23 protein-coding genes and 1 tRNA gene are annotated in these 25,544 nt (G+C 58.2%); 8 read left to right on the top strand and 16 right to left on the bottom strand.

Annotated elements, in window-relative coordinates; all coding sequences use genetic code 11:
* Positions 1–44 precede the first annotated feature (44 nt).
* Positions 45–230: a hypothetical protein gene (locus PSH97_RS05020; protein WP_305448342.1), complete on the bottom strand. Its 186-nt coding sequence runs from the start codon at positions 228–230 to the stop codon at positions 45–47.
* 410 nt (positions 231–640) lie between these two features.
* Here PSH97_RS05020 and PSH97_RS05015 point away from each other — a divergent pair, with 410 nt between their 5' ends.
* A complete protein-coding gene (locus PSH97_RS05015) occupies positions 641–2,266 on the top strand; it encodes a glucan biosynthesis protein D (protein WP_305448341.1) in 1,626 nt (541 codons plus the stop codon).
* A 205-nt stretch (positions 2,267–2,471) separates the two neighbouring features.
* Here PSH97_RS05015 and PSH97_RS05010 read toward each other — a convergent pair whose 3' ends face one another.
* The 3 genes from PSH97_RS05010 to PSH97_RS05000 all read right to left on the bottom strand — a co-directional run bounded on the left by PSH97_RS05010 (position 2,472) and on the right by PSH97_RS05000 (position 6,164).
* The gene (locus tag PSH97_RS05010; protein ID WP_305448340.1) at positions 2,472–3,578 is read right to left on the bottom strand and encodes an NADH:flavin oxidoreductase/NADH oxidase; all 1,107 of its coding nucleotides are present in this window, start codon (positions 3,576–3,578) and stop codon (positions 2,472–2,474) included.
* Between the two features lie 267 nt (positions 3,579–3,845).
* Positions 3,846–5,555, bottom strand: a complete 1,710-nt coding sequence (gene recJ, locus PSH97_RS05005; protein WP_305448339.1) for a single-stranded-DNA-specific exonuclease RecJ — start codon at positions 5,553–5,555, stop codon at positions 3,846–3,848.
* Positions 5,556–5,621: 66 nt separating this feature from the next.
* A complete protein-coding gene (locus tag PSH97_RS05000; protein WP_305448338.1) occupies positions 5,622–6,164 on the bottom strand; it encodes a YaeQ family protein in 543 nt (180 codons plus the stop codon).
* Positions 6,165–6,311: 147 nt separating this feature from the next.
* Between PSH97_RS05000 and PSH97_RS04995 the strand changes: the two genes are divergently transcribed.
* Complete coding sequence (locus PSH97_RS04995; protein WP_305448337.1) at positions 6,312–7,511, top strand: CaiB/BaiF CoA transferase family protein; 1,200 nt, start codon at positions 6,312–6,314, stop codon at positions 7,509–7,511.
* On the top strand, positions 7,492–8,418 hold the full coding sequence (locus tag PSH97_RS04990) for a TIGR02285 family protein (protein WP_305448336.1): 927 nt from the start codon (positions 7,492–7,494) through the stop codon (positions 8,416–8,418). Before PSH97_RS04995 ends, PSH97_RS04990 begins: the two co-directional genes overlap by 20 nt.
* A 170-nt stretch (positions 8,419–8,588) precedes the next feature.
* Here the strand turns inward: PSH97_RS04990 and PSH97_RS04985 are convergent, their stop codons facing one another.
* From PSH97_RS04985 to queA, 12 genes are all read right to left on the bottom strand, one after another.
* Entirely contained in the window at positions 8,589–8,876 is a 288-nt protein-coding gene (locus PSH97_RS04985; protein ID WP_218398534.1) for a DUF3509 domain-containing protein, read from the bottom strand.
* Positions 8,877–9,231: 355 nt separating this feature from the next.
* Positions 9,232–10,587 carry a transporter substrate-binding domain-containing protein gene (locus PSH97_RS04980; RefSeq protein WP_305448335.1) on the bottom strand — a complete coding sequence of 452 codons (1,356 nt, stop codon included), beginning with the start codon at positions 10,585–10,587 and terminating at the stop codon, positions 9,232–9,234.
* 133 nt (positions 10,588–10,720) lie between these two features.
* Complete coding sequence (gene thrC / locus PSH97_RS04975; RefSeq protein ID WP_305448334.1) at positions 10,721–12,130, bottom strand: threonine synthase; 1,410 nt, start codon at positions 12,128–12,130, stop codon at positions 10,721–10,723.
* 66 nt (positions 12,131–12,196) lie between these two features.
* Positions 12,197–13,501 (bottom strand): homoserine dehydrogenase, encoded by a 1,305-nt coding sequence (locus PSH97_RS04970; RefSeq protein ID WP_038980216.1) that lies wholly within the window; start codon positions 13,499–13,501, stop codon positions 12,197–12,199.
* Between the two features lie 132 nt (positions 13,502–13,633).
* A complete protein-coding gene (gene dsbC / locus PSH97_RS04965; RefSeq protein ID WP_305448333.1) occupies positions 13,634–14,365 on the bottom strand; it encodes a bifunctional protein-disulfide isomerase/oxidoreductase DsbC in 732 nt (243 codons plus the stop codon).
* 265 nt (positions 14,366–14,630) lie between these two features.
* Positions 14,631–15,527, bottom strand: coding sequence for a site-specific tyrosine recombinase XerD (gene xerD / locus PSH97_RS04960; protein ID WP_019651849.1), 897 nt, complete (start codon positions 15,525–15,527; stop codon positions 14,631–14,633).
* A 135-nt stretch (positions 15,528–15,662) separates the two neighbouring features.
* On the bottom strand, positions 15,663–16,217 hold the full coding sequence (locus PSH97_RS04955; RefSeq protein ID WP_305448332.1) for a glycine zipper 2TM domain-containing protein: 555 nt from the start codon (positions 16,215–16,217) through the stop codon (positions 15,663–15,665).
* A 121-nt stretch (positions 16,218–16,338) separates the two neighbouring features.
* Positions 16,339–17,253, bottom strand: a complete 915-nt coding sequence (gene secF / locus PSH97_RS04950; RefSeq protein ID WP_305448331.1) for a protein translocase subunit SecF — start codon at positions 17,251–17,253, stop codon at positions 16,339–16,341.
* Between the two features lie 9 nt (positions 17,254–17,262).
* On the bottom strand, positions 17,263–19,131 hold the full coding sequence (gene secD / locus PSH97_RS04945; protein WP_305448330.1) for a protein translocase subunit SecD: 1,869 nt from the start codon (positions 19,129–19,131) through the stop codon (positions 17,263–17,265).
* Positions 19,132–19,194: 63 nt separating this feature from the next.
* Positions 19,195–19,530: a preprotein translocase subunit YajC gene (yajC, locus tag PSH97_RS04940; protein WP_007934009.1), complete on the bottom strand. Its 336-nt coding sequence runs from the start codon at positions 19,528–19,530 to the stop codon at positions 19,195–19,197.
* 43 nt (positions 19,531–19,573) lie between these two features.
* Positions 19,574–20,689, bottom strand: coding sequence for a tRNA guanosine(34) transglycosylase Tgt (gene tgt, locus PSH97_RS04935; protein ID WP_019651852.1), 1,116 nt, complete (start codon positions 20,687–20,689; stop codon positions 19,574–19,576).
* A 14-nt stretch (positions 20,690–20,703) separates the two neighbouring features.
* Positions 20,704–21,753: a tRNA preQ1(34) S-adenosylmethionine ribosyltransferase-isomerase QueA gene (gene queA, locus PSH97_RS04930; protein ID WP_305448329.1), complete on the bottom strand. Its 1,050-nt coding sequence runs from the start codon at positions 21,751–21,753 to the stop codon at positions 20,704–20,706.
* Positions 21,754–21,860: 107 nt separating this feature from the next.
* Here queA and PSH97_RS04925 point away from each other — a divergent pair.
* The 5 genes from PSH97_RS04925 to PSH97_RS04905 all read left to right on the top strand — a co-directional run bounded on the left by PSH97_RS04925 (position 21,861) and on the right by PSH97_RS04905 (position 25,174).
* Positions 21,861–21,945 (top strand) — tRNA-Leu (locus tag PSH97_RS04925).
* Positions 21,946–22,110: 165 nt separating this feature from the next.
* Positions 22,111–23,352: a tyrosine-type recombinase/integrase gene (locus PSH97_RS04920; RefSeq protein WP_305448328.1), complete on the top strand. Its 1,242-nt coding sequence runs from the start codon at positions 22,111–22,113 to the stop codon at positions 23,350–23,352.
* Between the two features lie 245 nt (positions 23,353–23,597).
* Entirely contained in the window at positions 23,598–24,536 is a 939-nt protein-coding gene (locus PSH97_RS04915) for a hypothetical protein (protein ID WP_305448327.1), read from the top strand.
* An 81-nt stretch (positions 24,537–24,617) separates the two neighbouring features.
* Positions 24,618–24,872, top strand: a complete 255-nt coding sequence (locus PSH97_RS04910; RefSeq protein WP_172791591.1) for a helix-turn-helix transcriptional regulator — start codon at positions 24,618–24,620, stop codon at positions 24,870–24,872.
* Positions 24,869–25,174 carry a hypothetical protein gene (locus PSH97_RS04905; protein WP_172791592.1) on the top strand — a complete coding sequence of 102 codons (306 nt, stop codon included), beginning with the start codon at positions 24,869–24,871 and terminating at the stop codon, positions 25,172–25,174. Before PSH97_RS04910 ends, PSH97_RS04905 begins: the two co-directional genes overlap by 4 nt.
* Positions 25,175–25,544 lie beyond the last annotated feature (370 nt).

Genomic DNA, 25,544 nt, shown 5'->3' with positions numbered 1-25,544 from the left:
GATCCGACCGCAACAACGCTGTCATGGCCGAATCCATCACCTCCTCAAAACCGCGAAACACTCCGCATCGCATCCACCAAATACCGCATCGCAATCCGGTCGCTCTCCGACAACTCGCGATACCGCTCCACCAACTTCAACTCCTCCGAACTGAGCCGACGCTTTCGCTGCCCGGTAGCCAGCCAGGGGAAGATTCCTAATATTTCAGTAATGCCTTGTACTTTCGACATGGACGATGTCCTTCTATACGTCAGAGAAAACTTTAAAACCGCATCGCCCTATCACTTTCAGCGGTCACCTTATGCCCGCCGAACCCACCGGCCTGAAGGGCCGAAACCGGTCATGCCCCATAGAATAGAAATTAATTTGGCGCTGAAAAGCGTTTTTAGAGTAATTAGTCGAAAAAAGCAGATATGCCCTATAAATCAGAAAGTGCTGTAAGAAACGCTACCTGAAATGTCTTGTTTCATTGCCGCGCTGTCGCTGTGCCATCAATCATTTTTGCTCTCCGACCGAACGGTTTAAAGTATTTGGCATCTCTTTAAGGTCCGTTGCGTTTGGCCAAGGCATGTCCGAACCGTTATTTTTGATCCAGCACGTGCCAGGAACGGCGCGGGATTGTTCACGACAGGTTGTACTTATGCACCGCAGGAATTTGCTCAAAGCCTCCATGGCCATCGCGGCTTACACCGGTCTCTCAGCCACCGGCCTGTTGGCCGCGAACGCCTGGGCCGGTAGCAGCGCCGCCGATGGCGACGCACAGGCGTTCGACTTCGAAGCGCTGAAGAGCCAGGCCAAACAGCTCGCCGGAAAGCCCTATCAGGACACCAAACAGGTGCTGCCGCCGACGCTGGCGACCATGACGCCGCAGAACTTCAACGCCATCCGCTATGACGGCAATCACTCGCTGTGGAAGGACTTGAAAGGCCAGCTGGACGTGCAGTTTTTCCACGTCGGTATGGGTTTCAAGCAACCGGTGCGCATGTACAGCGTCGATCCCAAGACTCGACTGGCGCGCGAGGTGCATTTCCGCCCGTCGCTGTTCAACTACGAAAAAACCACTGTTGACACCAAACAGCTCAAGGGCGATCTGGGTTTCTCCGGGTTCAAGCTGTTCAAGGCCCCGGAGCTGGATCAGCACGACGTGTTGTCGTTCCTCGGCGCCAGCTACTTCCGCGCGGTAGACGCCACCGGCCAGTACGGTTTGTCGGCCCGCGGCCTGGCGATCGATACGTACGCCAAGAAACGCGAAGAATTCCCGGACTTCACCAAGTTCTGGTTCGAGACACCGGACAAGGACAGCACTCGCTTCGTGGTGTATGCCCTGCTCGATTCGCCGAGCGCCACCGGCGCCTATCGTTTTGATATCGATTGCCAGGCCGAGCGTGTGGTGATGGAAGTCGATGCCCACGTCAATGCCCGCACCGCCATCGAGCAACTGGGCATCGCGCCGATGACCAGCATGTTCAGCTGCGGCACCCACGAGCGGCGCATGTGCGACACCATTCACCCGCAAATCCACGACTCCGATCGCCTGGCCATGTGGCGCGGCAATGGCGAGTGGATCTGCCGCCCGCTGAATAACCCGGCCACCCTGCAATTCAATGCCTTTGCCGACACCGACCCGAAAGGTTTCGGCTTGGTGCAGACCGATCACGAGTTCGCCAATTATCAGGACACCGTCGACTGGTACAGCAAGCGCCCGAGCCTATGGGTAGAACCTACAACCGCATGGGGCGAAGGCTCTATCGACTTGCTGGAAATTCCTACAACCGGCGAGACCCTGGATAACATCGTCGCGTTCTGGACGCCGAAAAAACCGGTCGCGGCCGGGGACTCCCTCAACTATGGCTACAAGCTCTATTGGAGCGCTCTGCCACCGGTGAGCACGCCGCTGGCGCGGGTCCACGCGACCCGTTCGGGCATGGGCGGTTTTATCGAAGGCTGGGCGCCGGGCGAGCATTACCCGGAAGTCTGGGCGCGACGCTTTGCCGTGGACTTCACCGGCGGTGGTCTGGACCGCTTGCCCGAAGGTGCGGGGATCGAGCCGGTGGTGACCTGCTCTAACGGCCAGGTGAAGGACTTCAATGTGTTGGTACTGGATGATATCAAAGGCTACCGCATTACTTTCGACTGGTACCCGACCAACGACAGCGTGGCCCCGGTGGAGCTGCGGTTGTTCATTCGCACCAATGACCGCACGTTGAGTGAAACCTGGTTGTACCAGTATTTCCCGCCGGCGCCAGATAAGCGTAAGTACACCTGACGGTAAGTGGGCGCCTGAACCGACCCCTTCGCGGGCAAGCCCGCTCCCACAGTGATGGGGTTGTTCACAAAATTTGTGTACGCCGCCGATCCTTGTGGGAGCGGGCTTGCCCGCGAAGGCGGCAGGACAGCCGACAAACCTCTCGACACAAAAATGCAAAAGCCCCGGTCAACACGACCGGGGCTTTTTGGTTTTACAACGGCATTCAGTCACGCAAATCCGATTCATGAATCGGCTGGTCACGATGGGTAGCCCGATGATATTGCGCCGGCCAAATAGCTTTGTGCCCGCCCAGATCATCATCGGCATGCAGCGGCCAATACGGATCACGCAACAACTCCCGGGCGAGGAAGATGATGTCGGCCTGACAGGTGCGCAGAATGTGCTCGGCCTGGGCTGGCTCGGTGATCATTCCTACAGTGCCGGTGGCAATGCCTGACTCCTTGCGTACGCGCTCGGCAAAACGGGTCTGATAACCGGGGCCTGTAGGAATCTCGGCGTTTACCGCCGTACCGCCCGATGAGACGTCGATCAGGTCCACGCCCAGGTCTTTTAGGCGCCGCGCCAGCTCCACGGTTTCATCGGGGTTCCAGCCGTCTTCCACCCAATCGGTGGCCGACACCCGCACAAACACCGGTAATTCTTCAGGCCACACCGCACGCACCGCTTCGGTGACTTGCAGCACCAGCCGAATCCGATTCTCGAACGAACCGCCGTACTGATCGCGCCGCTGATTGCTCAGAGGCGAAAGAAATTGGTGCAACAGGTAACCATGGGCGGCATGCACTTCGACTACTTTGAAACCGGCGGTCAACGCCCGTTTGGCCGAATCGACGAAGGCCTGAATGATGTCAGCGATTTCGCCCTCATCGAGTTGCTTGGGTGGTGTGTGCTGAGGGTCGAAAGCAATCGGCGAGGGGCCGACCGGAATCCAGCCACCGTCTTCCGGCTTGACGCTGCCATGCTTGCCGAGCCACGGCCGATGCGTGCTGGCCTTGCGCCCGGCGTGGGCCAACTGAATACCGGCAACGGCGCCCTGAGCGGCGATGAAGCGCGTAATACGTTGCAAGGATTCGATCTGTTGATCATTCCAAAGGCCGAGGTCCTGGGCAGTGATGCGCCCATCGGCGGTGACCGCCGTGGCTTCGGTGAATACCAGACCGGCGCCGCCGATAGCGCGGCTACCGAGATGGACCAGATGCCAGTCATTGGCCAGTCCATCGACGCTTGAGTACTGGCACATCGGTGACACCGCAATGCGGTTAAGCAGGGTCAATTGACGAAGGGTATAGGGTTCAAGCAGCAGACTCATGGGGCACCTCTCGTATCAGTGGGCAGGCTCCAGGGTTCTGTTTGAATAGTCGACGAGTGACAGGAAAAGGTGCAGCACCCGCCCCCGCGGGCAAAAAATTCGACAAGACGTCACAAGGATAATCAAGCAGTGCTTAGAGCCTAGTCGACATCGGGGGATGAAGGAGGGTTCCGAGAGATTGGGTGTCAGAAAGTTTGCTTTCGCGGGCAAGCCTCACTCCTACAGGTTATGCACAGTCTGTAGGAGCGAGGCTTGCCCGCGAAGGACTTAACGCGGTTCGATATGGGCAATCATCAACTGAACGGTCTCGTTCCCACGGAACTCATTGAGGTCGAGCTTGTAAGCCAATTCGACCCACTTGATGGTCGGATTTGGCCAGATATCGCGGTCGATACCGAAGGCAATGCCGTCCAGCTTCACCGAACCGCATTCACTCTTCAGCACCACTTTGAGGTGTCGTTCACCCACGACGCGTTGCTCGACCAACTGGAACACCCCGTGAAACAGCGGCTCCGGGAAGTGTTGTCCCCAAGGCCCGGCATGGCGCAGGGCACGGGCCAGTTCCAGGTGGAACTCCTCAACCGCCAAAGTGCCGTCCGACAGCAGGCGCCCGGTCAAATCCTCTTCACGCAATTGCCTACGCACTTCAGCGTCAAAGGCCTCGGCGAACAACGGAAAATTCGCTTCCGGCAACGTCAGGCCGGCCGCCATGGCGTGGCCGCCGTATTTGCTGATCAGGTTGGGATGCTGCGCCGCGACCACGCTCAAGGCATCACGAATATGAAAGCCCTGAACCGAACGCCCCGAGCCCTTGAGCAGGCCATCACCGGCATCGGCAAAGGCAATGGTCGGACGGAAATAGCGCTCTTTCATACGGGACGCGAGGATACCGATGACACCCTGGTGCCACTCGGGATCGAACAGGCACAGGCCGAACGGCATCGACTCCACCGGCAAATCCTTGAGCTGGGCCAGCGCCTCACGCTGCATGCCCTGCTCGATGGATTTGCGGTCCTGGTTCATGCCATCCAGCTGAGCGGCCATTTCACGGGCAGCGCCCGCGTCTTCGGTGAGCAGGCATTCGATGCCCAGGCTCATGTCGTCCAGACGCCCCGCCGCGTTCAGACGCGGGCCGAGGATGAAGCCCAAGTCGGTGGAGGTGATGCGCGAAGGGTCGCGCTTGGCCACTTCAAGGATCGCCTTGAGCCCCGGTCGCGCTCGCCCGGCGCGAATCCGCTCCAGCCCCTGATGCACCAGAATCCGGTTGTTGGCATCCAGCGGCACCACGTCGGCGACGCTGCCCAGCGCCACCAGGTCCAGCAGTTCGCCAATGTTCGGCTGCGGCTTGCTTTCGTACCAACCCAGGCTGCGCAGACGCGCGCGCAGGGCCATCAGCACATAGAAAATCACCCCGACACCGGCCAGGGCTTTGCTCGGAAACTCGCAACCCGGCTGATTCGGGTTGACGATGGCATCGGCCAACGGCAGTTCATCGCCGGGCAAGTGGTGATCGGTGACCAGCACCTTGAGCCCGGCCTTTTTCGCCGCCGCCACGCCTTCGACGCTGGAGATGCCGTTGTCCACGGTGATCAGCAGTTGCGGCTCGCGGGTCAGCGCCACTTCAACGATCTCCGGCGTCAGGCCATAGCCGTACTCGAACCGGTTCGGCACCAGATAGTCGACATGCGCCGCGCCCAACAGGCGCAACCCCAGCATGCCCACGGTACTGGCCGTCGCACCATCGGCGTCGAAGTCGCCGACGATCAGAATCCGCTGACGTTGCTCCAGGGCCGTCACCAGCAAATCCACCGCCGCATCGATGCCTTTGAGCTGCTGATACGGAATCAGCCGCGCCAGACTCTTGTCCAGTTCAGCCTCGGACTGCACGCCCCGCGCTGCGTAAAGGCGGGTCAGCAGTGGTGGAATATCACCGAGGAATGGCAGGATTTCGGGCAACAGGCGAGGTTCGATGCGCATGGGGTGACAGGTGCTTCTCTTGAATACGTAGGATAAAACCGGGTAACGCGGTTCAGCGGCGAATAATCAGCCGCGTTCGCCGCTCAGCCACTGCAACTGAACTTCATGCTGACCACGGTCGTCGGTGACGAAAATCGTTCCTTCGCTGATCATCACATCCCACTTGATAACGCGGGGCATGTCCTTGGCCAGGGTTTCCAGCACTTCCTGGGGTACGGCGGCGATGTTGACGTTTTTCAGGGTTTTGATCGCCGGGATCACTTTGCCTTCCCAGACACGCAGGCTGCCGTAAGCCAGCAGGCTGGTGCGCTCGGTGCGGCGCGAGCACCAGGTCAGGCGATCGGCGTCTGGCTGGCCGACTTCGATCCAGTGCAGGACACGATCATCCAGGCTCTTTTCCCACAGCGCTGGCTCATCCACGTCTGACAGACCGCGACCGAAGGACAACTGCTCGTTGTACCAGAAGGCGTAGGCCAGCAGCCGCACGGTCATGCGCTCTTCGGTTTCCGAAGGGTGACGGGCGATGGTCTGCTTCACGCTCTCGTAGACGCTGCGGTCGAGGTCGGTGAGGTTCAGTTCAAACTTGTAGGTCGTGGACGGCTGGGCCATGAACGGGCTTCTTGATACGAGGAAAGGCGGCAAGTCTAACCGATGCAACAGGCAATCAACGAATTGAAGGCGATCAACTTTGGGCTATGGACGTCGGCCTATGTTAAAACTCTGCATCCGCTCAGCCTTTGTCCTACAGGATTCAGCATGCCGTTTTCCAACAAACCGCTCTCCGGTCTGAAAGTCATCGAATTGGGTACGTTGATTGCCGGGCCGTTTGCCTCGCGTATTTGCGGCGAGTTCGGCGCCGAAGTGATCAAGATCGAGTCCCCGGACGGCGGTGATCCATTGCGCAAATGGCGCAAGTTGTATGAAGGCACTTCGCTGTGGTGGTTCGTTCAGGCGCGGAACAAGAAGTCTTTGACCCTGAACCTGAAACACCCGGACGGCCTGGCGATTCTGAAACAGCTGCTCAGCGAAGCAGACATCCTGATCGAGAATTTTCGCCCCGGCGTGCTGGAAAAGCTCGGCCTGGGCTGGGAAGTCTTGCACGCACTGAACCCGAAACTGGTGATGGTGCGGCTCTCGGGCTTTGGCCAGACCGGGCCGATGAAAGATCAGCCAGGCTTCGGCGCGGTCGGTGAATCCATGGGCGGCTTGCGCTACATCACCGGGTTCGAGGACCGGCCGCCGGTGCGCACCGGGATTTCCATCGGTGATTCGATTGCCGCGCTCTGGGGCGTGATTGGTGCGCTGATGGCCTTGCGTCATCGCGAGGTCAACGGCGGTTTAGGCCAAGTGGTGGATGTGGCGCTGTACGAAGCGATCTTCGCCATGATGGAAAGCATGGTCCCGGAGTTTGATGTGTTCGGCTTCATCCGCGAACGCACCGGTAACATCATGCCGGGTATCACGCCCTCCTCCATTCACACCAGCGCCGACGGCAAACACGTGCAGATCGGCGCCAACGGCGATGCGATCTTCAAGCGTTTCATGCTGATCATCGGTCGCGAAGACCTGGCCAATGATCCTGTGCTGGCCAGCAACGACGGACGCGACAGCCGTCGCGATGAGATTTACGGGGTGATCGATCGCTGGGTCAACTCACTGTCGCTGGACGCGGTGATCGAGCAACTGAACCAGGCCGACGTGCCCGCCAGCCGGATCTTCAGTGCCGAAGACATGTTCAGTGATCCGCAGTACCTGGCCCGGGAAATGTTCTTGCAGGCCAAGCTGCCCGACGGCAAGGACTTCAAGATGCCCGGCATTGTGCCAAAACTCTCTGAGACGCCCGGCAGCTCCGAATGGGTCGGGCCGCAGCTGGGTGAACACAATGCGCAAATACTCCACGACCTTGGCTACGACCTGGCACAGATCGCACGGCTACGTGAAGACGGGGCCATCTAAGCTGAAGCGCCTGCTTTCATCAGTCATCGGTTACGTCGGCGTCGGGCGTGTGCTGGCGGTGCTCGGGTTGTTGGCGGGGCTGATGTCCCCGGCCCTGGCGCAACCTAAAGAGCATTTGCTCTGGCTGCTGCGCGATCTGCCACCCGTGACGATCTTCGAAGGCCCGAAAAAAGGCCAGGGGGTTGTCGATCAACTGATGCCGCTGTTGATCGCCGGCATGCCGCAGTACGAACACACCCTGATGCGGGTCAATCGCGCCCGCGGCATGCAAATGCTCCATGAAAAATCCTTTACCTGCGACCCTTCGCTGATCTGGAGCGAGGAGCGCGAACACTGGATTGCGTTTTCCATACCGGTCTTCCGGGCGGTCAGCAATGGGCTGGTGATCCGACGTGAAGATCGGTCGGTGCTGGAGCCCTTTCTCATTGGCGATGAAGTCGATCTGGCAGCACTGTTGGCCAGCCGTCGAGAGAAAGTCGGTGTGGTCGCCGAGCGTCGTTACGGTCAGTTCCTCGACACGCTGCTGCAACAGGCGCCGCCCGGCGTGCTGACGCCTCATTACGGCAACGACGCCCTCGGCAGTCTGTTGCAGATGCAGCGCCTGGGTCGTTTGCAGGTGGTCTTGGGTTACTGGCCAGAAATCCGCTATCAGGCTCGTCAGGAACATATTGCCGATGATCAGTTGGAATTCTATTCGGTCAAAGGCACGGGCAAGTACCTGTCCGGGTACATCGGTTGCTCGAATACGCCCCAGGGGCGACAGGCAATCAGTGAAATCAATCAGCTATTGCGCGCCCTGCCCCGCGAACGCCTGGACCCGCTGTACGCCGACTGGCTCGATCCACAAAGACGCAAGGACTACCTGGAAGAAACCAGGGCCTTTTTCGAACGTCAGGCCGCGCAATGACAAATCGCAGGCAAAAAGAAACCCCGAGAAGTGGGGAGACGACTCGGGGTTAAACGTGGCCTACATAAAGACCAGTAGCAACAAGCTACAAGCACCGGAGCACAATGCTTGATCCTGCTGTTACATGGTCTGACTGACCTTGGCGCAGGAAGGTTCCCACAAAAAACAATTCAATTTCGGCTGGCCAGGATCTTGTCCTGAGCAGCATTGCGCAACGCCGCGATAACACAGGGCTCCAGACGTCCTTCAGCGATCAGCACGTCGCGGTGCAGCCCGTCGACGACATCCGTCAGCAGACGTTTGTCGGTTAACTGGGCCTGATTGAACGCCCGTTCGACCACGATAGCGCCGCTCGTACTCTTCAGTGTCACCAGGCATTCGCCATGGGCACCCGATGGGGTCAACTTGACCTGATACGGGCTCAGAGCCTCACCGAGCAATAGACTGATACTTTCCATCTCGATCACCACTCAATAGTCCGAAAACAAAGTGCCTGGGGCGTGTCCACAGTAAATGACCACAGGCCCGAGAAGAAAGTTCTGGATTCCAACGGCAGGCGCACCGGCGCCTCTGGTAGTTAGAGCATGCACGGTAAAGATGACAGTAAAAAAACAGCTTCACGCCAGTCGGTTAAGCCCTTTCGGCCGCGACACACTCTTGTAGCAGCTGCCGAAGGCTGCGTTCGGCTGTAGCAGCAGTCGTGAATCCAGCTAACGCGGTCTGCCTGGCATATCACAAGTTCTGGTTTGACGACTGCTGCGCAGCCGAACGCAGCCTCGCAGGCTCGGCAGCTGCTACAGATCGCATTGCAATTCACACCTGCCTTGTACGCTTGCCGATATCGCTCCATCCACCCAGCAGTCCTCGCAATTGACCGTCCGCACTGTAGAACGGCACCGTCCACTGGTAGATATCCCTGACGCCATCCTTGAATATCAACTGACGTTCGCTGAAACGGGTCTTGCGAGTACCGAGCTGTGCCATGAACTCAGCGTGCAGCTGCTCAGCGGTTGCTTTGGGCAAGACATCAAGCTCGATCAGTTGTCGCCCCTGAACCTGGTCGAAACGGATCGACAAGCACTCCTCATAACTTTTGTTGCACATGATCAAACGCCCTTGCAGATCGCGCACGAACATCGGGTCGGGCATGGCGTCAATCAACGCGTGCTGGAATGCGAGCTGATCATTGAGGTCTTTTTCGGCGTCTCGTCGTTGCTCGATCAGTGTCGCAAGCCGACGGTTCCAAAGTAATGAAAGCAGGCCGAACAGGCTGACGATGAACACACCCCAGCAGCCCCATCGGGTTATCCGCTGCCAGGCCGAGGGCGCATATACCGGCGCAACTCCACTCAGCCATTTGAGCCGCATGGCACGTAACTCGGCGGGAGGAAATGCTTCGAGCGCCTTGTTGAGGATGCTCAATAATTGCGGCTGTCCTTTGCGGACTGCCAAATGATCAGCCTCCCATTTGCCTTCCACCGCATGCCCGACCTTGAGCCGGCCCGAGGGATAGAGCTGCGCTCCGATTTCGTTTTCAATGGTGGCATAGGCCTCGCCACTTTCCACCAGTGCCCGGGCTTCGGCGTAGGTTTTGACCGAGCGCAGCTCGATCGCCGGGTAGTCACGACGAATCGTGCCCTCCAGGGCGTGCCGGGTCGGCAATACCAGGACCCTCTTCGAAAGTTGCTCCAAAGACTGTAACGCTGAGGTGCCGGTCAGCCCTACAAGCACCCAACCCGCGCCACCGAAGGCATGACTGAAATCCAGAAACACCTTGCGCTCGTCGTTTACTGCCAGCGTCGTGCTCATGTCCGCCGCGCCGCTTTCCAGCCGCTCCAGCAATTGGTCGGTGGAAAACGACTCTTCATGGACGAACCGCAACCCTGTCATGGCGCTGATGCGGTTGAGCACATCGTTGTTCAAACCGCTCCAGTGACCGTGCTCATCCTTGAACAGATACAGCGGGTACTGCGCCGATGCGACGATAACCACCGGATGTTCAGCAATCCATTGCCGCTCCTGAGCATCCAGCTCAATGCGCGCGATGGCAGCTGACTTCATGGATTCATGTGTCGCCAATTGTGCAGCCTTTACCCATTGCCCAAAACCCAGGGCGCCCAGCAAAAACATCCAGCACACGGCTGGTTTAAACCCTCTAAAAAACAGCATTGCCACTTCCTTGGTAATCGTCTCGCCCGTCCTTCATGGGCGGCTCTTCTTTTACGAAACCCGACAAGTGTGGCATGCAGAAATGAGAAAGCCCGTCAGGAGACGGGCTTCAAAATGTGACAGCTTTTGCCGGTTACAATGGCTTACCGCGGTTGCCATGCTGACTGACAAAGGCCTGCACGGCTTTCAGGTCGTTCGGCAATACGGTGCAACGTTCATCTCGCTCAAACAAATCAGAAAGATGTGCAGGTAGTTCGAGCGCTTTTCCTACACCGGCTTTTTCCACTGCATCCGGGAATTTGACCGGATGGGCCGTGCCCAGGATCACCATCGGGATATCCAGGCTGCGACGGCATTCGCGTGCGGCCTTCACGCCGATGGCAGTGTGCGGGTCCAACAGCTCGCCGGTTTGCTCAAAGACTTCAGCAATGGTTTCGCACGTTTGGGCGTCGTCCACGGCCAGCGAATCGAACAGTTTGCGTGCTTCGGTCCAGCGTTCCTCTTCGACGCTGAAACCGCCGCCCTGCTTGAAGGTGTCCATCAAACCGGCAATCGCCGCACCGTTGCGGCCGTGCAGGTCGAACAGCAGGCGTTCGAAGTTCGACGAGACCATGATGTCCATGGACGGCGACAGCGTGGCGTGCAGGGTTTCCTTGACGTACTGATTGCCGCTCATGAAGCGGTGCAGGATGTCGTTGCGATTGGTGGCGACGATCAACTGGTTGATCGGCAGGCCCATGTTGCGCGCCAGGTAACCGGCGAAGATATCGCCGAAGTTGCCGGTCGGTACCGAGAACGATACCGAACGCGCCGGGCCGCCCAGTTGCAGGGCTGCGTGGAAGTAGTAAACGATCTGGGCCATGATCCGCGCCCAGTTGATCGAGTTCACCGCCACCAGGCGCGTGCCCTTGAGGAAGCTCTGGTCGGCGAAGCTGGCCTTGACCATTTCCTGGCAGTCATCGAAGTTGCCTTCGATGGCGATGTTGTGGATGTTCTCGCCGAAAATGGTGGTCATCTGGCGACGCTGCACTTCGGACACACGGTTGTGCGGGTGCAGAATGAAGATGTCGACGTTTTCGCAATGCTTGCAACCTTCGATCGCCGCCGAACCGGTGTCGCCGGAGGTAGCGCCAACAATCACCACGCGCTCGCCGCGCTTTTCCAGCACGTAGTCGAGCAGACGACCCAGCAGTTGCAGGGCAAAGTCCTTGAACGCCAGGGTCGGGCCGTGGAACAGCTCCATTACCCATTCGTTGCCATTGAGCTGACGCAGTGGTGCCACGGCGTTGTGGGAAAACACGCCGTACGTTTCTTCAAGAATCTTTTTGAAATCGGCATCAGGGATGCTGCCGGTCACGAACGGGCGCATCACCCGGAAGGCCAGCTCGTGATACGGCAGGCCGGCCCAGGAAGCGATCTCTTCCTGGGTGAAACGTGGCAGGTTTTCCGGCACGTACAGGCCGCCGTCCGTGGCCAAACCTGCCAGCAAGACGTCTTCGAAATTCAGGGCCGGTGCCTGGCCGCGGGTACTGATATAACGCATGACTGGCTCCAATAGACAGTGTTCGCAATGCCGGGCCCGCGTGCGAGCCCGGTGAACGATAACGGCTTAGTTCAGGTGCTCGACGCGGATCCGTACGACCGGGCCGACCACGCCTTCCAAGGCCTCCAGGGCGGTGATCGCGTCGTTCATGTGCTGTTCCAGCACACGATGCGTCAGCAGGATCATTGGCACCAGACCGTCGTGTTCCTCGACTTCCTTCTGCATGATCGATTCGATGTTGATGCCGCGCTCCGACAGGATACTCGCCACCTGAGCCAGTACGCCCGGATGGTCCTTGGCCTGGATGCGCAGGTAATAGGAGCTTTCGCAGGCCTCGATCGGCAGGATCGGGTGGGCCGACAGCGAATCCGGCTGGAAGGCCAGGTGCGGTACGCGATTTTCCGGGTCGGAGGTCATGGCGCGAACCACGTCCACCAGGTCGGCGATCACCGACGAAGCGGTCGGCTCCATGCCGGCACCAGCACCGTAGAACAGGGTCGAACCCGCGGCGTCACCGTTGACCATCACCGCGTTCATCACGCCGTTGACGTTGGCGATCAAACGATCAGCCGGGATCAACGTCGGGTGCACACGCAGCTCGATGCCGGCCGCGGTGCTGCGCGCCACGCCCAGGTGCTTGATGCGATAGCCCAGCGCTTCGGCGTAATTCACGTCGGCGGTGGTCAGCTTGGTGATGCCTTCGGTGTAGGCCTTGTCGAATTGCAGCGGAATGCCGAACGCGATGGATGCCAGGATCGTCAGCTTGTGGGCTGCATCGATGCCTTCGACGTCGAAAGTCGGGTCGGCTTCGGCGTAACCCAAAGCTTGCGCCTCGGCGAGGACGTCTTCGAAGGTGCGGCCCTTCTCACGCATTTCGGTGAGGATGAAGTTGCCGGTTCCGTTGATGATCCCGGCCACCCAGTTGATGCGGTTGGCGGAAAGGCCTTCACGGATCGCCTTGATCACCGGAATGCCGCCGGCCACGGCCGCTTCGAACGCCACAATCACGCCCTTCTCGCGAGCCTTGGCGAAAATTTCATTACCGTGAACGGCAATCAGTGCCTTGTTCGCGGTGACCACATGCTTGCCATTCTCGATGGCCTTGAGTACCAGCTCGCGGGCAACGGTGTAGCCGCCCATCAGCTCTATAACGATGTCGATCTCAGGGTTCGTGGCCACTTCGAACACATCGTTGGTAATCGCAATACCGGTCGTCTGGAACTGAGGCTTTGGCGTGCGCATGGCAATTTGTGCCACTTCGATTCCACGCCCGGCACGACGAGCAATTTCCTCGGCGTTGCGCTGAAGTACGTTGAAGGTACCGCCACCGACGGTCCCTAACCCACAGATGCCTACTTTGACCGGTTTCACTGTGAACTCCCCATAAAACGGCCGACTCAAGGCCGGCCGTGAAAACAACCGCATACTCGCGGCTCTCTATTAATGGCCCGACAATGTTGCCGCCAGACCATGATCGTCAAGGCTGACCGTGACGATGCGAAACTATTTCGCGCCCAGTGCCAGTTTGGCGACTTGTGGCGCAGGCTGGTAGCCCGGAATGACCTGTCCGTCGGCCAAAACGATGGCCGGCGTACCGTTCACACCGATCGACTGACCGAGGGCGAACTGTTTGGAAACCGGGTTCTCGCACTTGGCGGCCTTGATTTCCTTGCCATCGACCATCTTGTCCATGGCGGCTTTCTTGTCCTTGGAGCACCACACGGCTTGCAGTTGTTCGTCACCCGGCGAGCCAAGGCCCTGGCGCGGGAATGCAACATAACGCACTTCGATACCCAGCTTGTTCAGCTCCGGCACTTCGGCGTGCAGCTTGTGGCAGTACGGGCAGGTGGTGTCGGTGAAGACAGTGATGTGCGACTTGGTTTCGCCGATAGCCGGGTAGACCACGGTTTCAGCCACTGGAATGTTGTTGATCAGTTTGGAAATGCCCAGACGCTCGGTCTTCTCGGTCAGGTTGACCGGTTTGCCGTCCTTGAGCTGGAACATGTAGCCCTGAACAACGTACTGGCCGTCGGCGCTGGCGTAAAGCACGCGGCTGCCCTTGAGTTTGACTTCGTACAGACCTGGCAGCGGGCTGGCGGTGATGGTTTCGACCGGCACGTCCAGCTTGAGGTTTTCCAGGCTTTTACGAATGGCTTTGTCGGCCGCGTCATCGGCGACGGCAAAGGTGCTGACCAACGCAATGGCTGCGGCGGCGAAAATCTGGGTCAGACGCATGAGAACTCCTGAAGGCGGACAAATGGGACGATCAGAACACCCGTGCCGAAACACCGGGTCATAACCGCCCATCGTACAAACCGGCAAAGCCTACCACATAAGGCCCGTGTGGCCGACTCCGGCAGACGCAAGACATCGAGGGAGACATAGACCCTTGTGGGAGCGGGCTTGCCCACGATAGCGGTGTCTCGATCAACACAAATGCTGAATGTACCGGCCTATTCGCGGGCAAGCCCGCTCCCACACAAAGCTGATCTCACACTATTCAACCCCTTGGGTGATGCTTGGCGTGCAGGTCCTGCAAGCGTGCGCGGGCGACGTGAGTATAGATCTGAGTGGTGGAGAGGTCGCTGTGGCCGAGCAGCATTTGCACCACTCGAAGGTCGGCACCGTGATTGAGCAAGTGCGTGGCAAAGGCATGACGCAGGGTGTGCGGCGACAACGACTTGCCGATCCCCGCGACCTTGGCCTGGTGCTTGATGCGATGCCAGAAGGTCTGGCGGGTCATCTGCTCGCCACGAAGGCTGGGGAACAGCACATCGCTGGGACGCCCGCCCAGCAGCTCGCCACGGGCATCGCGCATGTAGCGCTCGACCCAGACAATCGCCTCCTCGCCCATCGGCACCAGTCGCTCCTTGCTGCCCTTGCCCATCACCCGCAGCACGCCCTGGCGCAGGTTGACCTGCTCCAGCGTCAGGCTGATCAACTCCGTCACCCGCAAGCCACAGGCATAAAGCACCTCCAGCATGGCGCGGTCTCGCTGACCGATGGCTTCGCTCAGGTCTGGCGCGGCCAGTAACGCTTCCACATCGGCTTCCGACAAGGATTTAGGCAACGGCCTACCCAATTGCGGCATATCGACGCGCAAGGTCGGATCGACAGCGATCAGCTTTTCCCGCAGCAAATAGCGATAAAAGCCACGCACACCAGAGAGAAATCGCGCAGTAGAACGGGGTTTGTAGTTTTGCTCCAGGCGCCAGGCCAAGTGATCGAGGATCAACTCGCGACCGGCGTTGATCAATTCCAGACCTTTCTCCTGCAACCAACCGTTGAACAGGGCCAGGTCACTGCGATAGGCATCGCGGGTGTTATCGGAAAGGCCTTTTTCCAGCCAAAGGGCGTCAAGAAACTGGTCTATCAGGGGATGATCGATGGCAGGCATGGGGTCTCAGACAGGCAGGCGTAAGGCCACGAAAAATGAAGAGTCTTTCATAGCACGTTGGCGGTGACACATAAAATTCAGGCACAAAAAAAGCATCCCCTGCGGGATGCTTCTTTTTTGCGTGAGGCGCTCAGCTTATTGTTGAGCCGGTTCGTTCTGCCCCAGGACCAACTTGCCTTCCTTGTCGACCGGAATCTGGTTGCCCGGATCGCGATCCATCCGCACTTTGCCTTCCTTGCCGTCCAGCGAATAACGAACGTCGTAGCCTACAACCTTGTCGCTGATGTCATTCACGGTGTTACAGCGGGTTTGAGTGGTGGTGTAGGTATCACGCTCCTGCATGCCTTCCTGCACCTTGTTGCCCGCATAACCGCCGCCGACCGCACCGGCCACTGTGGCGATTTTCTTGCCTGTACCACCGCCGATCTGGTTGCCCAGCAGGCCACCAGCCAGCGCGCCGACCACCGTACCGGCGATCTGATGTTGATCTTTTACCGGCGCTTGCCGGGTAACCGTAACGTCCTTGCACACTTCACGTGGAGTCTTGATTTGTGTCTTGACCGGTTCAACGGCTAGAACTTGTGCATACTCAGGGCCGCTTTTTTTGACCAGGCTGTAGGTGGCAACAGCCCCCCCGGCCGTCACACCAACAGCACCCAATACTGCACCAACCAGCATCGACTTGTTCACATGAACCTCCTGACCATCACATGCGGGACATGCCCGCGCTTCTCCCAGCCTTGGAGCATAAAAAAAGGCGCGAGTTCAATACTCGCGCCTTCTCGGGCTACAGCTGGAAAAGCGCTAACCGTTATGGACGGTCGTCGACTTCCGTCTCGGCCACCGCAGTAGGAATCAGGTCCTCGCTGCTCAGGTTCAGCCAGATCAGCACCACGTTCGCGATGTAGATCGACGAGTAAGTACCCGCCAGAACACCGATGAACAGGGCAATGGAGAAGCCGAACAGGTTGTCGCCACCGAAGAACAACAGGGCCGCGATCGCCAGCAAGGTGGAGATCGACGTCGCCATGGTCCGCAGCAGGGTTTGCGTGGTCGAGATGTTGATGTTCTCGATCAGGCTGGCCTTGCGCAGTACCCGGAAGTTCTCACGAACCCGGTCGAATACCACGATGGTGTCGTTGAGCGAGTAACCGATGATCGCCAGCACCGCCGCCAGTACCGTCAGGTCGAAGGTGATCTGGAAGAACGACAGGATACCGATGGTCACGATCACGTCGTGGATCAAGGACACGATCGCACCGACTGCAAACTTCCACTGAAAGCGGAAAGCCAGGTAGATCAAAATGCCGCCCAGCGCCATCAGCATGCCGAGGCCGCCCTGATCGCGCAGCTCTTCACCGACCTGCGGGCCGACATACTCGACGCGCTTGACCACCGCAGGGTTGTCGCCGCCGACCTTCTGCAAGGCCTCGGCCACCTGGTGACCCAGCTGCGGGTCCTCACCTGGCATACGCACCAGCAAATCGGTAGTTGCACCGAAGCTCTGTACGATCGCCTCGTTATAACCCGATGTAACCAGTTGCTCACGCACTTTGGTGACGTCGGCCGGACGCTCGTAGGTCAGCTCGATGAGCGTACCGCCGGTGAAGTCCAGCCCCCAGTTCATGCCCTTGGTAGCGACACTGAACAGAGCCAGAACGGTAAGGAACAATGTGACGCCGAACGCAACGTTGCGAACGCCCATGAAGTTGATTGTACGTAACATGGCAGCCCCTTAAATCCACAACTTCTTGAAGTCACGACCGCCGAAGATCAGGTTGACCATCGCGCGGGTCACCATGATGGCCGTGAACATCGAGGTAAAGATCCCGAGGGACATGGTCACTGCGAAGCCTTTGACCGGGCCGGTGCCCATGGCAAAGAGAATCCCGCCGACCAACAAGGTTGTCAGGTTGGCGTCGAGAATCGCGGTAAATGCCCGGCCGAAGCCTTCGTTGATTGCCCGCTGCACGGTCATGCCGGCCGCGATCTCTTCACGTATCCGCGAGAAGATCAGTACGTTGGCGTCGACCGCCATACCCATGGTCAACACGATACCGGCGATACCTGGCAGGGTCAGCGTTGCACCCAGCAGCGACATCAAGGCCAGCAGCATCACCATGTTTACCGTCAGCGCGACGGTGGCGATGAGGCCGAAGAAGCGGTAGATGGCCATGATGAACAGCGAGACAAACAGCATCCCCCACAGCGATGCATCGATACCTTTGGTGATGTTGTCAGCACCCAGGCTTGGGCCGATGGTACGTTCTTCAGCGAAATACATCGGTGCCGCCAGACCACCGGCACGCAACAGCAGCGCCAGTTCGGACGATTCGCCCTGGCCGTTCAGGCCAGTGATGCGGAACTGGGCACCCAGTGGCGACTGGATGGTCGCCAGGCTGATGATCTTCTTCTCTTCTTTAAACGTCTGAACCGGTACGTCTTTCTCGACGCCGTTGACCACTTGCCTGGTGTAAGTGGTGACAGGACGTTGTTCGATGAAGATCACCGCCATGCTGCGACCGACGTTGTTGCGAGTCGCACGACTCATCAGCTCGCCGCCGTGGCCATCCAGACGGATGTTCACTTCTGGCGTGCCTTGCTCGCCGAAGCCAGCCTTGGCGTCAGTCACCTGGTCACCGGTGATGATCAGGCCACGCTCGATCAGCGCCGGAGGACGATTGCCTTCACGGAACTCGAACGATTCGGAAGTGGCTTTCGAAGCGCCAGGCTCAGCCGCCAGACGGAACTCAAGGTTGGCCGTCTTGCCGAGGATACGCTTGGCTTCGGCAGTGTCTTGCACGCCCGGCAGCTCAACCACGATGCGGTTGGCGCCTTGGCGCTGAACGATAGGTTCGGCAACACCCAGCTCGTTGACGCGGTTACGTACCGTGGTCAAGTTCTGCTTGATGGAGTATTCGCGGATTTCCGCCAGCTTGGCCGGGGTCATCGCCAGACGCAGTACCGGTTGGCCATTGAGGTCGGCCGGAACAATGTCGAAATCGTTGAAGTTCTTGCGAATCAGCGTACGCGCTTCTTCACGGGCTGCTTCATCAGTGAAGCCCAGCTGAATGGCACCGCCCAGTTGCGGCAGGCTGCGATAACGCAGTTTCTCTTTACGCAACAGGCTCTTGACGTCGCCTTCGTAGACTTTCAGGCGTGCGTCGAGGGCTTTGTCCATGTCCACTTCCAGCAGGAAGTGCACACCACCGGACAAGTCCAGACCCAGCTTCATCGGGTGCGCGCCAAGGCTGCGCAGCCATTGCGGGGTGGTTTGTGCCAGGTTCAGTGCAACGACGTAGTCATCACCCAATGCCTTGCGCACGACGTCTTTGGCTGGCAGCTGATCTTCAGCCTTGGTCAGACGGATCAGACCGCCCTTGCCGCCCGCAGCCAGGGTGGCCGCCTTGACGTTGATCCCGGATTCCTTGAGCGCGGTGCTCACACGATCCAGATCAGCCTGAGTGACCTGCAGTGCAGTGCTTGCACCGCTGACCTGAATGGCCGGGTCATCAGGGTATAGATTGGGAGCGGAATAAATCAGACCGATCGCCAGCACTGCCAGGATCAGAATGTATTTCCACAGAGGGTATTTGTTCAGCATCACGCCGCCCGCTTATGACGCGGGGCGCCTTGCGCGCCCCGTCGATTGAGTAGAAGTTGAAACTTAGATCGCTTTGAGCGTGCCTTTTGGCAGCGTGGCGGCGATGGCGCCTTTCTGGAACTTCATTTCAACAGTGTCGGAAACTTCCAGAACCACGAAGTCGTCGGACACTTTGGTGATCTTGCCGGCGATACCACCGGTGGTCACAACTTCGTCACCTTTTTGCAGGCTGCTCAGCAGGTTTTTCTGCTCTTTGGCGCGCTTGGCCTGTGGACGCCAGATCATCAGGTAGAAGATGACCAGGAAACCGACCAGGAAAATCCACTCAAAGCCGCCGCCCATTGGGCCGGCAGCAGGTGCAGCGGCGTCAGCCATGGCATTAGAGATAAAAAAGCTCATTTAGCACTCCAGTTGCAAATGTTGAATCTTGGGGTCAGAAAACTCAGTCCAAAGGCGGAACAGGTAGCCCGCGTTTGGCGTAGAAGGCATCGACAAAGGCGGCCAATGTACCCTGTTGAATAGCCTCGCGCAAACCAGCCATAAGCACTTGGTAATGGCGCAAATTGTGGATGGTATTCAACATGCTACCCAGCATTTCGCCGCACTTGTCCAGATGATGCAGATAAGCACGGGAGAAGTTCTGGCAGGTGTAGCAATCGCAGGTTGGATCCAGCGGCGAATCATCATGGCGATGGAACGCGTTACGGATCTTCAGCACGCCTGTATCAATGAACAGATGCCCGTTGCGGGCATTACGGGTTGGCATCACGCAATCGAACATGTCCACACCGCGGCGCACACCCTCAACCAGATCTTCCGGTTTGCCAACGCCCATAAGGTAACGAGGTTTGTCAGCCGGCATCTGGCCCGGCAGGTAATCCAGTACCTTGATCATCTCGTGCTTGGGCTCGCCCACCGACAGACCGCCGATGGCCAGGCCATCGAAGCCGATCTTGTCGAGGCCTTCCAGGGAGCGCATGCGCAAATCCTGGTGCATGCCGCCCTGAACGATGCCGAACAACGCCGCCGTGTTGTCGCCATGGGCGTTTTTCGAACGCTGGGCCCAACGCAACGACAGCTCCATCGATACGCGAGCGACGTCTTCATCGGCCGGGTACGGGGTGCATTCGTCGAAGATCATCACGATGTCCGAGCCCAGATCACGCTGGACCTGCATCGACTCTTCCGGGCCCATGAACACTTTGGCGCCGTCGACAGGAGAAGCGAAGGTCACGCCCTCCTCCTTGATCTTGCGCATGGCGCCCAGGCTGAACACCTGAAAACCGCCGGAGTCGGTCAGAATCGGGCCTTTCCACTGCATGAAATCGTGCAGGTCGCCGTGCTTCTTGATCACTTCGGTGCCAGGACGCAGCCACAAGTGAAAGGTGTTACCCAGAATGATTTCTGCGCCGGTGGCGACGATATCCCGCGGCAGCATGCCCTTGACCGTGCCATACGTGCCCACTGGCATGAACGCCGGGGTCTCGACGGTACCGCGCGGGAAGGTCAAACGACCGCGACGCGCCTTGCCGTCAGTAGCAAGCAACTCAAACGACATACGACTTTGGCGACTCATTCTTTGTCCTCAGGGCCACGTGGTGCGGGATTACGGGTGATAAACATCGCATCACCGTAGCTGAAAAAGCGGTATTCGTTGTCGACGGCGGCTTTATAAGCGGCCATGGTCTCCGGATAACCGGCAAACGCCGAAACCAGCATCAACAGCGTGGATTCGGGCAAATGGAAATTGGTGACCAAGGCATCGACCACATGAAACGGCCGGCCTGGGTAGATAAAGATGTCGGTATCGCCACTGAACGGCTTGAGCACGCCATCGTGCGCGGCGCTTTCCAGGGAACGCACGCTGGTGGTCCCCACGGCCACCACGCGACCACCGCGAGCGCGGCAGGCTGCGACGGCATCGACCACGTCCTGACCGACTTCCAGCCACTCACTGTGCATGTGGTGATCTTCAATCTTCTCCACGCGCACCGGCTGGAAGGTGCCGGCGCCGACGTGCAAGGTCACGAACGCGGTCTCGATGCCCTTGGCGGCAATCGCCTCCATCAGCGGCTGATCGAAATGCAGCCCCGCCGTCGGCGCCGCCACCGCGCCCAGGCGCTCGGCGTACACCGTCTGATAACGCTCGCGGTCCGAGCCTTCATCCGGGCGGTCTATATAAGGAGGTAACGGCATGTGCCCGACGCGATCGAGCAGCGGCAACACCTCTTCGGCAAACCCCAGCTCGAACAACGCATCGTGACGCGCCAGCATCTCGGCTTCGCCACCGCCGTCGATCAGGATCTTCGACCCCGGCTTGGGCGACTTGCTGGAACGCACATGCGCCAGCACGCGATGACTGTCGAGCACCCGCTCCACCAGAATCTCCAGCTTGCCGCCGGAAGCCTTCTGGCCAAACAGCCGCGCCGGAATCACCCGGGTATTGTTGAACACCATCAAATCGCCCGGGCGCAAATGCTCAAGCAAATCAGTGAATTGACGGTGTGCCAGGGCGCCACTGACCCCATCAAGGGTCAACAGGCGACTGTTGCGACGCTCGGCCAAAGGGTGGCGGGCGATCAGCGAATCAGGGAGTTCGAATGTAAAGTCAGCAACGCGCATGATGGGGTTCGTCTAGCAGGGGCCGGAAGTCTAGCCGAAATAGTGAAAATTCTCTATGTACCTGATTGACCGACGGTAATCTCATCTCTATACTTCGCCGCCATTGAGCCCTGATGGCGGAATTGGTAGACGCGGCGGATTCAAAATCCGTTTTCGAAAGGAGTGGGAGTTCGAGTCTCCCTCGGGGCACCATATAGCAGTATCTGAAAGTCTCTACCAGACTCTCAGACCCAGAGAAACCGGCCACTTGAGCCGGTTTTTTTGTGTCTGGCTATCTACCTCTGTATCCCCTTATCCGTTGTATCCCTGTATCCCTGCTTGTATCCTGAGAAAAATGCCGAACTTTGGGATACAAGGATGAAGCGCGCAGATATCAAGCGCCGCCCTCTAGCAGACACGACGCTTGCGGGGCTGGAGCCAGAATCAAAGGAATACAGGGAGCTGGACGGAAACGGCCTCTACTTCAGGGTCAAACCTGATGGTGGGAAATCCTGGCAGCTCCGCTACAAACGTCCGGCGGGCAATTGGGCCTGGATGGGGCTCGGGGGTTACCCGGAAGTAAGCGGTGCATTGGCACGGGACAAAGCTGCTGAACTACGCAAGGTAGTTAGCAGCGGCGCCGATCCTCTGGAACAGAAACGCTCCGCCAAAGCTGCCATTGACGCTGCCAGGACTCGGACCTTCCGAGCTGCTGCTGAAGCTTGGCTCAAGGCCAAAGAAGAAAAGGGCCTCGCTCCCTCCACTCTTAACAAAATCCGCACTTACCTCAACAAAGACATCCTCCCGGCATTGGGAGATAAGCCCCTCGACGAAATTACCCGTACCGACTGCGCAGAACTCCAGGCATCCCTCGAGGCTCGAAACGCACACAACGTGGCGGAAAAGTGCCGCACGTGGATCAATCAGATCTTCGGTCGAGCCATCGGCCTAGGGCTCACCGAAAACGATCCAGGCAGCCGCCTGCGTGACATTGCAGCACAAGCTCCTAAGACTCAGCAGCATCCACATTTGCTGGAGCCTGAGCTGGCTGAATTCCTCCAAGCGCTCAGAAACACACCGAGCAGACTGACAGCCCGCACTGCTGCATGGCTTTGTGTCTGGACAGCATCACGACCCGGCATGGTTCGATTGGCTGAATGGAAAGAATTCGACCTTGAAAAATCCATTTGGACTACACCTGCTGCCAAGATGAAGATGCGCCGGGATTTTGTATGCCCCCTTCCCCACCAAGCCGTTGCGGCACTGAAAGAGCTGTATTGCTTAACCGGTCGCAGCCGCTGGCTCTTCCCAGGAGTGGGATCAAAAAATCCGACCATCAGTGAAAACACAATCAACAAGGTCTTCGCCACCATAGGCTACAAAGGTCGTCTCGTTGGACACGGGACTCGCCACACAGCGAGCACATTGCTTCGAGAACATGGCTGGCCTAAAGAACACGTTGAGGCGCAGCTTGCACACAAAGAGGAAGGTATTTCAGGGGTATATAACAAGGCTCAGTACCTAGAACAGCGTGTAGTGATGATGCAGTGGTATGCCGACCACCTTGAGCAAATGGCAGCGGGTAATGTGGTGCAGGGACAGTTTGGGAAGGCGGTATGAGCGCACGTAATCGCCCCCCCTCAAAAATCGGTGTAACGCGTGTTACAGGTGTAACGCATCCATATAACTTATTGATAATAATGAATTATTTATCGGTTACACGTTGTTTTCACCTCGAATGCCTCAAGTGTAACGACACGAAGTCGTGTAACAGAAATATCCCCGAGTCCGTCCTGTCGGCAGCGGCTTTATCCAATCCACGACGCTGGAACAGCGCGCCTGTCTCGGGGCGAGGGGCGGCCTAAATGGATATCGAGCTAGGTATTGAACCTGAAGAACTAGAAATCGCAGGGACCGACGTGAAGTGCCTGATTTGGGACATGGATGACGCCGAACTAGCAGTGCGTGAGTTAGCGTTGTATCCCCATTTCCACGAGCATTTCCGAGAAGCTTTCGACCTCATCGGCATGGCAACTTCGTTCTGGCTTGAGGATGGCTCCTACGCGACCAGTGCAGAATCAGTCACAAGAACCTTGTTTCGACTCCGGGATGCCATCGGTGAACGTGCAAGCTCTGCGGAAGCAGCTTCACTGCCTAACGTCATTCGAGGCTTTCTCGGGGTCGATCATCCAGCTACAGATTCACAACTCGCTGCAGCTTTTGCCCTGGTACTCGGCGTACAAGCTGTGGAAATACTTTCAAATTGGCTCTTCGAGCTCGAGGTCGCTACCTACGATATAGATGCGGATCTGATAGAGGGGCTAAGAAAGGACTCACCCCGCCAGTACGCGGCTCTTATCGACAAAGAACGAGATCGCCGCGCCGGCTTTGAAATAGAAGCGAGAGAGCAGTTTGCAGTCTTGAAAGGTGAGGCTAATCAGACATTGATGATGGCAAGCCTCTATCGCCAGATGGAGAGCATCGATGTATCCAAAAATGGCTTCAACACATCGAGTCTGATGCTTCGACTACTTGACGAAGCCTTCTCAGCGAAGGCATCTAAACGCGGGCAAGAGGCTGGCAAAGGTAATCAAGAGGCAGGCTCTAAAACACAAATAGAAACGATGGATCGGCGCTCAAACATAAAGGCAGCCGCAGAGCAAATTATTGCAGGCCGGCGAATCGAGAAACGAAACCTGACAGATGCAGAGCTAACCAACCTGCTGTTCGACCAGGCCGTTCACGGCACCAAGAAAACCATCCGCGACCATTTGACCGCGCTAGGTCTTCGACCACTCAAATAAAAAGGGAGCGGACACAGTCCGTTCCCCTCCCTCTCCGTAGCGTATGGCCTGTCGTCTCAATAAACGCAGGTTTGGATCGCTATGACTACCGCAATAAAACACCTTGCTTCACACGACCCCGCCACGACTCTCATCCGTATGCCCGAGGTGGTATCAATCGTTGGGCTTGCCCGCCCGACCATCTACAAGCTCATGCGCCAACCTGAGAGTGGATTTCCACTCCCAGTGAAGCTAAGTAACAGTAACGCCCGAAGTGCGCCAGTCGCGTGGGTGCTCGGAGAGATTCAAGCATGGACTCGCGCGCGCATCGCTGCACGTGATCGGGTGGCAGCATGAGAAAAAGACCTATCACTACGGCAGTGTTGCAACCCTTCTCAATTCTGCGCCAAGTCGGTTTTTCGCCGCGTTACATGCAACGCCTTGAGCGTTATCGCAGCCGGCAGGAAAAACAAAGTCGCGTCGTTGGTGTGCTCAGTTGGCCTGACGGCACCTGGTGCGCCATTACCTTCCACACCGAAAAATTCAATGCAGTGACTGTCGACGAAGGCCAGCAAGCAGCCGCCTACGAAGATGCTCGCGCCATGATCGATGGTGACTTCCTGCCCCTGCTTTCCCTGCGCTGGGAAGTTCATGCCTGAAATGAAAACGCCCCCGGGAGCGATCCGGAGGCGTTGAGGTAAATCTACATGCCAGAACAATTTATGCCGCACCTGAAAATTTCGCAAGTTATACGCACGGTTGCACTTTCGAAAAACGGACGTTACTCTCTGGCCGTCGCTGCAAATTCAGCGACCGGGTTTGACGGCCCGAGTACATACAGGCGCATAGGCGCCCCCATATCGATTGCAGGCGCTTTTTTTGTACCCGCATTCCCGTTTTATGGTGGCTGTGCGTGGGAGACCTTCGGGTCTGCCGGGGTCCTGTATGCCCGGTCCGTCAACCTGCGCACAGCTGCCACCCCAATTCGTTTGACGGCGAACCGTGGCAGCTCCCCACATACAGGAGCGT

This window comes from Pseudomonas cucumis (assembly GCF_030687935.1).
GTDB lineage: Bacteria > Pseudomonadota > Gammaproteobacteria > Pseudomonadales > Pseudomonadaceae > Aquipseudomonas > Aquipseudomonas cucumis.
Note: the sequence above shows the minus strand (reverse complement) of the source record. Positions and strands in the feature narration are given on the sequence as shown.